We start from the raw sequence: 13067 nt of genomic DNA on the forward strand, positions 1-13067 counted from the left end.
ATACTAAATGGAAAATATTACGGGAGTTACAGATCAAAGAAGTCATATTTATCTATACAAGTAAAAAACGAAAACTTTCTCCAACAACACTTCTTTTGCTTGGCGAGAGTGTAAATACTTCACCAGTCATTCTCAAGTTACGCGACGAGGTCATATGTATGTCCAATAGGGCTTATAAGATGCTGTGAGACAACAATAATCCGTGATGAGGTATTATTGCTCCGTGAAGAGGTAGTGATCATTCAGGGCTCTATGAGATATTAATGTGCGTATATAACACTGAGCTATATTGAGAATGATTATTAATATCAGGAGGGGTGAGATGAACAACTCATCTGAAGTGTCCGGACTAATGCAAGTAACGAAGGAGCGTAAAGGTCTGCTGATCACAGCAAGTATCTTCTCGACCCTGTCGAGTCTGTTGCAGATTGTTCCTTTTGTCGGAGTGTATAAGATCGTCGAGGAACTGCTAACGCATGCGGGGCAACCCTCTGCCATGGACAAAGATTTGTTGATCTATTGGGGGATCGTCGCATCCGTAGCCCTGATTGCAGGGCTTGTTGCCCTCTATATCGGAGGGATGTGCTCACACATTGCTGCGTTCAACATTTTGTACCAGCTCAGAGTGAGACTTGCGGAACATGTTGCCAAAGTACCCATGGGGTATCACACCCGGACGGCAACCGGTGAGCTGAAGAAGATCATCGAAGTCAGTGTGGAGAAAATCGAGAAATTTATCGCCCATCAGTTGCCGGACCTGGTAAGTGCGATCGTTATTCCACTGATGCTCTTGGGATATATGTTCTGGCACGATTATCGCATGGCGCTGACGCTTTTGGTTCCGATTGGAATAGGGTTCTGGCTCCAAAGTCGCCTTTTCCGCAGCGAAAAAGGCCGTCAGGCTTATCGTGATTTTCAACTTGCCATCGAAGAGATGAATGCGACGGGTGTTGAATACGTGAGAGGTATGCCGGCGGTGAAAGTATTTGGCATTACAGCTGATTCGTTTCTAACGTTTAAACAGGCGGTGACGCGGTACCGGGATATTTCGTTGAAAATAACTGATTTGTGTAAAACATCCTACGGGCTGTTTTTTGTAATCATGATCTCGTTATTTACCTTCATCGTTCCGGTGGGTATTCTGCTGTCGAGTGGAAATGCGGGGAATCAGTCGTTTGCGATCACGTTTATTCTGTTTCTGATCATTACCCCGAGTCTATCTGCTCCGTTATTGAAGTTAATGTATCTGGGTAGTGGGATGCGAGAGATTGTGGAAGGACAGAAACGGATTGAATCGGTGTTTGCTGAGCCGGTTGTACAAGAACCTGAGTTGCCCAAAGTTCCGGATACATATGAGGTTGCCTTTCGGCAGGTATCTTTTGCTTATGAGCGCAAGGAGAGCGAAGCATATAAACCCGTACTTGAACAGATTGATTTTGTAGCCAAAGCAGGAGAGATGACTGCACTTGTCGGACCTTCGGGTGGAGGAAAGTCGACTATTGCTAATCTATTACTTCGTTTCTGGGATGTGCAGGAAGGTGAGATTACGATTGGTGGAATTCCGATTCAGGAGATGGGTACGGAGAAACTGATGGATACCGTGTCCTTTGTATTTCAGGATGTACATCTGTTCTACGATACGATTGAAGAAAATATTCGGATGGGCAACACATCAGCTTCACAACAGGACGTTATAGCTGCGGCTCAAACTGCTTGCTGTCATGAATTCATTGAGAAACTGGATGCCGGATATGACACCAAAATCGGAGAAGGCGGCACGTATCTGTCCGGCGGCGAAGCACAGCGAATTGCTATTGCACGGGCACTGCTTAAAAATGCTCCCATTCTGGTCCTGGATGAAGCGACGGCCTACGCGGATGCAGAGAATGAACACAAGATCCAGCTAGGTCTTGCCCAATTGGTTCAAGGCAAAACGGTACTGATTATTGCTCATCGTCTAACAACGATTCGTGCAGCAGAGCAAATACTCGTGATCCGCAAGGGAACGATTGCCGAGCGTGGGGCACATGATCAATTGCGTGCATTAGGCGGAGTATATGAGCACATGTGGCAGGCCCATATCAGTGCGGCTTCCTGGAAGCTTGGAGGTGCAGGACGATGAAGAATTATTTATACAATATATCTGGGGGTAACCCGCGTAGTCTGCTACCTTCGGTAATTGCAGCGATTCTGGACGGGATTGCAAAGATTGTTCCTGCGGCGCTGCTTGTGGATATATTCAATACGATCTATAAGTCTTTCGCTGAACCAGACAAAGGACTGGATATCAACCGAATGTGGGTTGTATGCTGCATCCTGTTTGCCTGGCTTCTGGTGGAGTATGCAGCTTATGCTTCGCTCTATGACAAGACCTATCGGGCAGCATACAGCCTCGCGGCCTCAGGAAGGTTAAAGCTGGCCGAACATATTCGCCATCTGTCGCTAGGATTCTTCGGAAAACGTGATCCTGGGGATCTGACGAACCTGATCCTGAGTGATTATGGTCAGGTCGAGCATACGATCTCTCACAATCTGTCGCAACTGATCAGCGCGATTGTGCTTCCGGTACTTGCTTTTGGCGGACTTCTGTTGGTGGATTGGAGAATGGCCGTAGCCATGTTTGTTGCGGTTCCCTTAGGTGTGGCTCTGTTATGGCTTACGGATTCGATTCAGGCACGACTGAGTGAGAACCATGTTCGAGCCAAAAACGAAGCCGCCAGTCGGCTACAGGAGTATCTGAGCGGTATTCGTGAGATTAAGGCCCACAATATGGGGGGCAAACGTTTTGAACGGCTACGTCGTTCTTTTGACGAATTGAAATTAGCTTCCATTCGGTTAGAAGGTATTATGGGACCGATGATCATGGGCGCGATGTTGCTTGCACGATCAGGGATGACATGGATGATTCTAGTGGGCAGTTATTTGCTTGCTGGTGGTGAGTTGTCCCTACCGGTATTTCTGTTATTTTTGCTGGTAGGTACAAAGGTATTCGAACCGTTAACGGTTGTACTGATGAGTTATGGGGAGATGCGGTACTCTGCATATAGTGCAAGACGCATTATGGATGTGCAGCAGGAGGCCCCGATGGCAGGAACGGGAGATGTACAGCCCAATCAGGCGATTTCATTCGACCAAGTGACCTTTGGATATGATGACCAGCAGCCGGTGTTGAAAGACTTGTCGTTTACGATTGAGCCGCATACCATTACTGCCTTGGTTGGCCCATCCGGTAGTGGTAAGAGTACAGTCACACGTCTCATTGCCCGCTTCTGGGATGTACAGCAAGGCACCATTCGCATTGGTGGCAGACCCGTTGATCAGATGGACCCCGAGAAGCTGTTGCAGGATATCTCTGTGGTCTTCCAGGACGTGTATCTGTTTCAGGATACGATTGGCAACAACATTCGTGTAGGAAAGAAAGACGCTTCGCAATTCGAGATTGAGGAAGCAGCACGCAGAGCTTGTTGTCATGAGTTTATCTCCAGTCTGCCTCAAGGGTACGATACGCTCGTTGGCGAGGGTGGATCGACTTTATCTGGTGGGGAGAAGCAACGGATTTCCATTGCACGTGCTTTGTTGAAAAATGCATCGATCGTTTTGCTTGACGAAGCTACCGCTTCACTTGATCCGGAGAACGAAGCCGCCGTGCAGCAAGCGATTAATGAATTGGTCGCGGACAAGACGGTTATTTTGATTGCGCACCGATTAAAGACCATTCAGAATGCCGATCAGATCTTTGTATTGGACCAAGGTCAGCTCGTAGAGCAAGGAACGCATGCGCATTTGTTAGATCACTCAGGCATCTATTCTCGGTTGTGGCAATTACAACAGGATGCAGAAGGCTGGCAGGTAAAAGTAAACGTATAATAATGAGTTCGATGAGATAGATAAAGTAACTGAAGCAAATAAGCCTCATGTGGCTAATGAACTGACATAAAAGGAGAATGACAACGATGTTTAAACGAATTCCTGTATGGATTGCACTATTCTGTATGCTCACCTTGGCGGCCTGTGGAACGACCCAGACCACTAGTGAAGTGGCCAGCTCCTCAGAGGGAACTGCACAAGCAACGACCAAATTGATTACCAACCCAAATGGAGAAGAGATTACGATCCCTTTGAATCCAGAGCGCATTGTTGATCTATCCGGCTCTACAGAAGAGTTACTGATCATTGGGAAAACACCTGTGGCCACGATGAGTGCGGATTACGGTAACCCGGAAGAAATCACTCCAACCATTAAGGATCAACTGAGTGCAGATACTGTTAATCTGGGCTGGTATGGTTCACCGTTCAGCATTGAAGCTATAGCGGGTGCTAATCCGGACCTGATTATTCTGGGAAAGGATTTTAACACGGATCAATATGAAACTTTATCCAAAATTGCGCCTACGATTGCATTGCCTTATTCTTACTATGATTGGAGAGAACGCCTGACATTCTTGGCAGATACGTTTGGAGAAGAAAGCAAGAAAGATGAATATCTGGCCAAGTATGATGCGAAATCTGCAGAGTGGAAACAAAAGCTGGAGGCGACTGTACATGGTGAATCCTTTGCCGTAATTGAGACATATCCAAACAACCTGGTCATCTATTCCAATAAAGGGGCAGCTGAGATGTTATACGGTGAATGGGGCCTGAAGCGCACAGAGGGTATCCCTGATCCAGAGGGCTGGGGCGGTAAACAGATCGCACTGGAGGCTCTGGCTACCGTTAATCCGGATCGTCTGTTATTGATGGAGAATAGTGAGAACAAGATGGTCGATAGTAAGGTGTGGAATAACATGAACGCAGTGAAGAATGGAAAGATCTACAAAATCTCTAATGTCGATAATTACAATTATTCGTACACAGCGATGGGGAGAATGGAGCTTATGGACCGTTTGGGTACGATGATTCTGGAAGGTCAGAAGTAGTCGTTGGATTAGAGCAATTCATGATGGATTAACTTTAACTTTTAACAGAACCTAATAACGCCTATGTGTAATTGTGTAATTTGTTCGAAATCATGTAACTTGAGCTGTTCTGGCTGCGTTTAGACATTGGGGTGATCTGATGTTGGTGAACGCGGTTCAACGGTACATGGTATTAGGACTTATATTTATAGGTATAAGCTTGACTGCATATCTCGTTCTTGAAAGGGTTGAAGGGTACCATATTACAACGACAGAGTATTACGGCTTACGCAATGCAGGGGGAGTAATATATATTCTTTCGCTTATCCTGGGATTCGGTCACTATTTAGTCGCTTTTTATGTTGTTATTATTAGCCCGATCTCATGGCTGCTGCGGAAATATGTATGCTTTCCTATGGTGAGAACTTTCATCTATATGATTGGGTTTGGATGGGGCGGGCTGTGGGTTTTTGATCTCATGTACAGTCCATATTTCGTGAAAGGATACTATCTGAACCGAATGACATCGATATGGATATTTGCCATCGCGGGGTTAGTTTATGCCATTGTGGAGAATAAGATTTGGCGAAGAGGGCAGATGCAGAACGAACAGAAAGCTACTTAACAAATGTTGAGTAGCTTTCTTGGTTTACATAATTATTATGGTGTTTTCATTGGGGGCTCAGTAGCTAAATACAATTTTTGAAAAGGATTATGTAAGAGTAAGTAGTGAACATGTACAGCAGTAAGTTAATTCGATAGTTTGTTATAAAATTCACAAAGGATGCAATTAAAATGAAATAGGAGTTTTATCGTAAAAAGGTAAAATTTTCTGTTATACTATTTGGGTTGTGTACATAAAGTTAGATATTTTAATGAAGGGAGTTCATGAAGTAAATTAGCCGTTTAGTTTAAAATTGTAGTTTGGAGGAAAGCATTTTGTATAAAGCAGGTTTTTGGATTAGATTAGGAGCAGGTGTATTGGATAGTCTTATTATTTCAATTCCGTTAGTGATTATTGCAGGTGTGCTGACGGGCAACTTTGATACGGATGAGCCGATTGCCAAACTGCTTAGTGCGTTATACTCAATTTTATTACCAGTTTACTGGTATGGTCGAACCATAGGCAAACGTATATGTGGAATTCGAATCCGCCAATACGATACACACGAACCGCCAAAAATTGGTACGATGCTGATGCGAGTTGTTGTAGCTGGACTTGTGTACGTATTAACTTTGGGTATCGGAGTTATTGTGAGTGCTTTTATGGTCGGTTTGCGTGAGGATCGACGTGCGATTCATGACTTTGTAGCAGGAACAGAAGTAGTTTGGGATTAATTCGAAAAATATAAAGAATTCGCTGTACAGGGGTAAAAATCACTGTACAGCTTTTAAATCATTAGTACTGTTTCACAAAACTCGTATTTTGTACATATGTATATAGATCGATGTAATCAAACTCTTTTTTTAAAAAAAGAAGCTTTTCAGGGTAGCTTAATGAAATAGTTCACCATCTAATCCGCAATGACACAATGTTCTTGTCCTTTTCGGCAATGGTACTATGTTCTTGTCCTCAGCCTGGGACAAGAACTTGGTTCCTTAAAACAAAAAAGCCGCTAAATTAGCGACTTTGAATGGAACAATGTTCTTGTCCCTAACAATGACCAAATCAGCACTAAGTGCGATATCTGCATATGTTTCCCCCTCCCGTGATCCAAAATCACATTCAACTTCCTCCTCCTTTTTCTTTGCTCAAGTGCTTGTTATTATCTATTTCAAATGTGATTTCAGTTCCAGTGGAAATACCTCCTAGCGTTGAAGTTGGTCTTTTGATCATAATCCATCCTGTAGTCTGTTAATCGTTAAAAGAGACTCACTTCTACACTTATGGACTATCCTTTTAGTTGTACAAAGTACTGGAAATGGTTCCGTTTTAGTCTTAACTTTCCTACAGTTGTGCTTAATGTTTATTTTTATTGTTAGTCAAAAACTCTAACGAAGTGTTAGAGCTAGTTACTTAGTAGCCCGATGAATAGTTAGTTTGACTAAAGAGCGGAACTCTTCACTATTTAACCAATCTATTTTTTGATTCAACTGAGGGACGGCATTATTATCAAGGTATCTCCAATCATAATTGATTTCTTCAAAGTCATTTGAATTGGCAATTTCCATACGGTTCTCTCGAAGTAGTATGCGAAATTTATATGGCCAGACACCTGTTTTATGTTCTTGCATTATAAAATACTCACTTTGTCTTATATTTCTCCAAAATGTTAGTCCACCTAAAGTTGAAATTGGTTTTCTGAAACCCAAAAAAATCTCCTCCTACCTGGTGATTTAAGATAAAAATTTATATAACTTTTAAGCTCTATCCAAACTTCTTCAATAATGTCTGCTAAATGAAATGGGGCCATACCCTCTAGGTACTTTTCTGTATAATGGCGATTATATTTATCATTCTCTTCACTGTAACTGTAAACTCCAGAAGGTGTAGTAATAAAGAATTCAATATAAATATTTTGTCTTATATATCCTGCTGTTTCCTCTATTTTTCGTCGATAGAAAGCAACTTCTTCTGCGATCTTGTGTACATATTCTTTTGGCAGTGAGGCTAGGCAGTTGTCTTCCAAATAGATAGCATCAATATCATCCTGCTCAATTTCTAAATGTATTATACAAAACTAAGCAAAAAATTGATTGACACACGCTATTAAGTTTTTCTGTATGCCGCTAAAATCTTGTTGTAAATCAAGAGTAACAACAAAAAATTGATTACCCTTAATGTTATACATATGATTAGGTTGTTTTAATGCAGTTGTTTTCGCATAAAGTAACATACCTGCAACCGTTTCATTCGGTTTTTTTCTCCAATTATTTACATATGTGAATATTTGGTAGAGATTACTTGATATTTGTTTTACAGCTCCACCTTCGAACCTTGCTACCATATTCTCAGAATAAAATTTCGCTTCCACAATCAATATTTTTTTATCTTTTTGAAGTACAAGGTCTGTTTGCATAATCGGCAATTCATCTTTGAATTCATCTTCAACCCTCCACTGGATTTGGGGATGGGATACTTTATATTTCGTTTCACGCTTGAAAAATGCATAGATGAACTTTTCATATAAGGATGATAACCTTTGTTCTTCATGAACTTCTTTCATCATTTGAGATGTAGAGCTTTCATCTAGTAATAGCTGCTCATAAAGGTATCTACATACGTCTACTATAAATTGATAGCGAATGTTTTGACGGTTATATCTAACGTTCTTCCATAGTTTCAAATCTAATTCTACATCTGATACCTCTGTAAAGTAAGGCATCAAAGCATAAAAAATTCTTCGTTTTTTTTGACTTATTTTATTGGAACTCGATAGGTAAACGAGTGTTGCTTTAATAATACGATTCAACAATATATCTTCAGAGAAGTCATCATAAACCACTGCAACTTTCTTATTTACCAATGTATTTTTCTTTATCGTAGAATTAATATCAATTTTCCCCTTGATAACATTGGAAATTTCCTCAACACTTGTGTAATCTTTAATTAATCCTTCGCGAATCAAGACAGGTATCCCAATTGATAAAATTTCTGCGTAAAGATTTTCGATGTTCTCAAACTTTTCTATTCCGATTTTTTTATACTCGAACAGATTTAACGTTTGATATGCATAAGAAAGCATATAGTATATATTACGAATTGGAATATTATTATTTCTTTCCATCGTAACATCCTCTTAATCGTTGAGCCCAATTGCTTGCCTTCTGCTCGTCATCAAACCAATACTCAAATAGCTGTGGAATAATTTCATATTCGATTACTTCCTCTACTCGATTTGCAGTATCTACTTTGTAAACATCACCTACAAAATAGCTATGCCCAATTTGAAATCCAGCCCCCAGCTCATCAACAATTTGTTTATTTAAGTTGATAATTTCATCAATAATACGAATTAATGCTTCAGGATTGTTTAATTCGTTTACATACGACTTAAATGTTTCATTTTGGAACGCTGGTATAATTTCAAAAAATGAAAATCTTCTTCTTAGCGCGTAGTCTAATAAAGCTAGACTTCTATCTGCTGTATTCATCATTCCAATAATATATAAATTTGATGGTACAGAAAACTTATCATTAGTATAAAGGAGATTGATTTGCTCGCCTCGCTTATCTGTTTCAATAAGCATCATTAATTCTCCAAGTATTTTACTCATATTTCCACGATTAATTTCATCAATAATAAAGAAGTAGTCTCGTTCTGGATCTCGTTCTGCTTTTCTAGCAAACCTCACAAACGGACCTTGTTTCACCTCAAACCCATCTCCTTCAGCTTTTGGACGGAATCCTTCAATGAAATCCTCATAACTATAGCTTTGGTGGAACTGCACCATATGGATACGCGTTTCATCTTTTTCTCCCATCATCACATACGCTAAACGTTTGGCAATAAACGTTTTACCTACTCCTGGTGCACCTTTTAAAATAAGATTCTTTTTATTTTCAAGTAGAGATATTAGGCGCATAAGCTCATTCTTCTCGATAAAAACATCCAAAAGAAGATCATCTATTGTAAAGGATTCATTTTCTTGAATAGTAGGCTTAGATTCAATAAAACGAATGTAGTAGTCAATTGAACTTCCTGATACGCCTTTATATTTTTTATAAGATTCATCGAATATAACGAAATCTTTCAACTGTTTTAGTTGTTCAACATCTGTTTCACCAAATATTGAAACATCAAAGTAGTGCTCTATATCCTTCAATGCACTTACTTTCTGCATAACTGTTTTATCATTTAAGCTAACTCCTGTATCAGTAACTTGATTGGATAACCAGTTTCGAAATTCATGTATTTCAGCAATTTTGGGATCAATAAAATCTTCATTCATTACTTGATCAATTTCTTGAATAAAATTTGGATAAGGACTTAGAGATGTTAACGCTTTTTGAGGGAAAGTCTGATGTAGTTCCCACTTTCCAACTTGAAGCCAATCTACTTTTCTTCTATGTTTATACTCTGATACCTTGTTATCGAAGTAGTAATCACCCGTAACAACTCCACGTGCGAGGATTTTCTTAATTCCTTCTTTTACATACACAACGTCGCCTGTTTGAATTTCACGATAGAAGTCCCACATAGCCTTTGTATCATTAATAGGGCGAACCCCATTCGCTCTATGCTCAACTATTTTCCGTTCAACAGCTTCTTTTGAATCATATTTTCTTAAATCCCCTATAAAATCCCATCCAAGGGCGATCATGTTTTCTGTGTGGAACTGATTCCATAATCTCGTATTTTCAGCTGGTGAAATTACCCAATAATTAATGCTGTTATCAACTTCATTTTCTTGATTCGCTATTTTCTTCTCTTTTTTAGGATAAGTTAAAGTAGGATTTTCATCATAATATAAAAATATTAAATATGATCGCATTAAAACGCCCCAGTCAGGTATCCCACCTATATTATCAGGCTTACTTCTAATGCCTTGATTATATTCGTCCACCGCGTATTTTTTTCTGAATTCAATTCTTGCGGTACCAAATTTCTCCGGATATCGAGGTGTACCTTTGCCTGTTACTAATCTCTCAATATCCTCATCACTTTGTTCAGTCATTTGTTGATAGATATTTTTATATTCCGAATATGATTGGTATTCAAAGAAATTCTCCTTATATCCACTCGCTAATCCGAACTTTTCCAACAGGTGTCCTAGTTTTTCGAAATATGGCGTGTACCACCCACCTGTTTTTCCACCTAAATTTTCAGTGACCCATGCTTTATATTTTTCTTTTTTGGTATTTACAATATCAATCATGGTGTGCCTCCCAAGCATTTATTATCTCAAATCTATAACACTATACTAAGTTAGGAATGCATTTACTCTCATTGTGTTATCTAGCACATACTAAATGATAATAGCTTTGAACAAATCGTTTCAAAGGGAAATGCATATACTCATTAACTAATGGGCGTGAAATCATTTTTGTTTTTATGTATGCCAATTACCTCTCTGTTTTGTTAGTGGGTGATACAAGCTAGCTCTAGATTCCTCAGGCAATACACAGTCTACTTTTGTGAGATTTTGATTGAGGGTACCATCGATTACCCACATTGGCCAACCTGTTATTACGTTACCAGATTTATTAATGATGTCTCCTGTGTTAACCAGGGCATACTTTGAGTCGAAATAGGATATCAGGTTGAACTGGAATGGTATAACTATGTTTCCCGACTCATCAAGATATCCCCATTTCCCTCCGAATTGTACAGGAGCCAAGCCGTTGTGCAACAATCCTGCAAAGTCATATATGTTATTCACAGTTAGTTTACCTTGTTTATTTATATAGCCCCAATAACCGTCACGTTTCACTGCACAGCAATGGTTTGAGAAATAGTGTGTTTCTTCGAACTGGGGTTCAATCACAATGTTTAAATTTGCGTCTACAAACCCCCATACTCCCTTCATACTGACTGCTGCCAATCCTTCGTAGAATGTAGGGATGTTTTCGAAGTCACGAGGGGTATACACTTTTTTGGACGCTTCGTATTTGATTGACCGTGGTATATCCTCGTAAGAATCCGAGAATTCAGCTATAGTATTCACTGCATTCACAATCTTCACCAGATTAGAAACCGATATAACATTCTTGTTTGCTTCTTTCTTTAGAGATGGTACTAATTCGTTAAGAATGAGGGCTGTGTATTTTGGGCTTCGATTTTTCAAAGAAACGCCTTCATGCGTAAAACAAAGGATAGTTTGTATTGGGGAAAGTGGTAATCCAATGCGATTGAGGAACTGTGTCATTACATATCGCTGATGATCTAACTGACTGTTCGGATCATTATCCTCGTCATAGCGCTTAACTTCGAGTTGTTTTCGTTGTTCGACACCAGGGTTTAAAAATGTGATATCCCCAGACCAATGCTTACTCTCTATAATATATACTCCGCCTGTACCAATTAGCACGTGATCATATTCAGCAGACTGATTACTTCGAGATAGGGTAATACGAATACCATTATAAATCACAAACTGTTCTTTCAATTGCTCAAGTTGCTGTCGAGTTAATTGCTCTCCATGTTGTCCTGCTTTTACCCACGGCTTAGAGGATTTCATTTTGTTCCCCTCCTACAATCGTTTAAAACGAATTCTCTGAAAGACTGATTGTTTCCTGCACAGATATACTTGTATTAAGAAATAAATTACTTTGGCTAGCATCTATACATCATTTCTAAGTATTTTAAAGCTAAAGAATAGCCTGGTAGCTATCTCATATTGATTTATCCGTTGCCGATAATCTCCAAGTGTTAACTCAAGGATTTCATTTATTCTAGCACCAGTTTCAAAAAGCATTCTTATTACGACTTCATCTCTTAAAGACCAACCAATCTCTGAACCAGCTCTGTAAATGATATAAGGAAGATCATGATCTGCAATAATATTTGGCTTCCAATCATTTGCTACAAGTTTAAAATAGGAATCTGATTGACTGCGATATGAAGAATCAGATGGAATCTCTGTTCCTGCTATTTTAGGTAATCGTGGTTTATTCTCACGCATGCTTGTAGGACTAAAACTCCCAATAGAAATACTATAATCAGCATCAAGTAAAGGATTTTGAAATTCGTACAATTTTAGATGTAATGCTGTTTTATAGAACGATTTAATGGCAGCTAGAAAGTGATTAATAGTCTGAGAACTTTTTTTAGTCATTATTACGTACTGGAAATTTTCTTTAGACCTTAGCTTACAGCCCATCTGATAAATTAGGTAATCCTCGACCGCTGTTCTTATAGCCATGTGACTATCAGACCACTTGACTCGGGTACCTTGGTAATTACTACTTTTTGCAAGCCATGAAAAGAATCTCTCCAAAGTCATTAAATAAGATAACGCTGAACTCTCACTAATTCTTTTCTGTTGATAATAATAGAACTCTGTCAAAGGTAAAAACAGCTCATTTTCTCTATTAAATACGAGAATTGAATACTTACTCTGAACGTTCATAGGACACTGGATGTGATAATAATCGCCCGCTATGAATAGCCCCCTAATGTGACACAATATATAAGATGGTTATAATTTTATATGTAATTAAGAATAATATCTACTAAATATTACATTGTATTTTGTACATATGTATAACATTCCTGCACTAGCCGGAAC

The 13067-nt window shown here is 39.5% G+C and carries 11 protein-coding genes; 5 read left to right on the forward strand and 6 right to left on the reverse strand.

Annotated elements, in window-relative coordinates:
• Nucleotides 1-322: 322 nt before the first annotated feature.
• The 5 genes from MHI01_RS01870 (at nt 323) to MHI01_RS01890 (ending at nt 6233) form a co-directional block, all read left to right on the forward strand.
• On the forward strand, nt 323-2122 hold the full coding sequence (locus MHI01_RS01870; protein ID WP_340982378.1) for an ABC transporter ATP-binding protein: 1800 nt from the start codon (nt 323-325) through the stop codon (nt 2120-2122).
• Nucleotides 2119-3867 carry an ABC transporter ATP-binding protein gene (locus tag MHI01_RS01875; RefSeq protein ID WP_340982379.1) on the forward strand — a complete coding sequence of 583 codons (1749 nt, stop codon included), beginning with the start codon at nt 2119-2121 and terminating at the stop codon, nt 3865-3867. Before MHI01_RS01870 ends, MHI01_RS01875 begins: the two co-directional genes overlap by 4 nt.
• A gap of 86 nt (nt 3868-3953) precedes the next feature.
• Complete coding sequence (locus MHI01_RS01880) at nt 3954-4916, forward strand: ABC transporter substrate-binding protein (RefSeq protein WP_340982380.1); 963 nt, start codon at nt 3954-3956, stop codon at nt 4914-4916.
• Nucleotides 4917-5331: 415 nt separating this feature from the next.
• Nucleotides 5332-5520, forward strand: coding sequence for a hypothetical protein (locus tag MHI01_RS01885; protein ID WP_340982381.1), 189 nt, complete (start codon nt 5332-5334; stop codon nt 5518-5520).
• Nucleotides 5521-5834: 314 nt separating this feature from the next.
• A complete protein-coding gene (locus MHI01_RS01890; RefSeq protein ID WP_081746009.1) occupies nt 5835-6233 on the forward strand; it encodes an RDD family protein in 399 nt (132 codons plus the stop codon).
• A gap of 675 nt (nt 6234-6908) precedes the next feature.
• Here the strand turns inward: MHI01_RS01890 and MHI01_RS01895 are convergent.
• The 6 genes from MHI01_RS01895 to MHI01_RS01920 form a co-directional block, all read right to left on the reverse strand.
• A complete protein-coding gene (locus MHI01_RS01895; RefSeq protein ID WP_340982382.1) occupies nt 6909-7208 on the reverse strand; it encodes a hypothetical protein in 300 nt (99 codons plus the stop codon).
• A complete protein-coding gene (locus MHI01_RS01900) occupies nt 7178-7525 on the reverse strand; it encodes a hypothetical protein (protein ID WP_340982383.1) in 348 nt (115 codons plus the stop codon). The genes MHI01_RS01895 and MHI01_RS01900 overlap by 31 nt, the downstream gene beginning before the upstream one ends.
• Nucleotides 7526-7576: 51 nt before the next feature.
• Nucleotides 7577-8623, reverse strand: a complete 1047-nt coding sequence (locus MHI01_RS01905; RefSeq protein ID WP_340982384.1) for a 5-methylcytosine restriction system specificity protein McrC — start codon at nt 8621-8623, stop codon at nt 7577-7579.
• The gene (locus MHI01_RS01910; protein ID WP_340982385.1) at nt 8610-10715 is read right to left on the reverse strand and encodes an AAA family ATPase; all 2106 of its coding nucleotides are present in this window, start codon (nt 10713-10715) and stop codon (nt 8610-8612) included. Before MHI01_RS01910 ends, MHI01_RS01905 begins: the two co-directional genes overlap by 14 nt.
• A gap of 174 nt (nt 10716-10889) precedes the next feature.
• The gene (locus MHI01_RS01915) at nt 10890-12017 is read right to left on the reverse strand and encodes a WG repeat-containing protein (protein ID WP_340982386.1); all 1128 of its coding nucleotides are present in this window, start codon (nt 12015-12017) and stop codon (nt 10890-10892) included.
• Between the two features lie 102 nt (nt 12018-12119).
• Nucleotides 12120-12908 carry a hypothetical protein gene (locus tag MHI01_RS01920; protein ID WP_340982387.1) on the reverse strand — a complete coding sequence of 263 codons (789 nt, stop codon included), beginning with the start codon at nt 12906-12908 and terminating at the stop codon, nt 12120-12122.
• Nucleotides 12909-13067 lie beyond the last annotated feature (159 nt).

Source organism: Paenibacillus sp. FSL M7-0656, assembly GCF_038003225.1.
GTDB classification, from domain to species: domain Bacteria; phylum Bacillota; class Bacilli; order Paenibacillales; family Paenibacillaceae; genus Paenibacillus; species Paenibacillus amylolyticus.

Coding starts and splice junctions, on each gene's coding strand:
- MHI01_RS01875 (WP_340982379.1), top strand. CDS start 2,119: ATGAAGAATTATTTATACAATATATCTGGGGGTAACCCGCGTAGTCTG.
- MHI01_RS01915 (WP_340982386.1), bottom strand. CDS start 12,017: ATGAAATCCTCTAAGCCGTGGGTAAAAGCAGGACAACATGGAGAGCAA.
- MHI01_RS01910 (WP_340982385.1), bottom strand. CDS start 10,715: ATGATTGATATTGTAAATACCAAAAAAGAAAAATATAAAGCATGGGTC.
- MHI01_RS01880 (WP_340982380.1), top strand. CDS start 3,954: ATGTTTAAACGAATTCCTGTATGGATTGCACTATTCTGTATGCTCACC.
- MHI01_RS01905 (WP_340982384.1), bottom strand. CDS start 8,623: ATGGAAAGAAATAATAATATTCCAATTCGTAATATATACTATATGCTT.
- MHI01_RS01870 (WP_340982378.1), top strand. CDS start 323: ATGAACAACTCATCTGAAGTGTCCGGACTAATGCAAGTAACGAAGGAG.
- MHI01_RS01885 (WP_340982381.1), top strand. CDS start 5,332: ATGATTGGGTTTGGATGGGGCGGGCTGTGGGTTTTTGATCTCATGTAC.
- MHI01_RS01920 (WP_340982387.1), bottom strand. CDS start 12,908: ATGAACGTTCAGAGTAAGTATTCAATTCTCGTATTTAATAGAGAAAAT.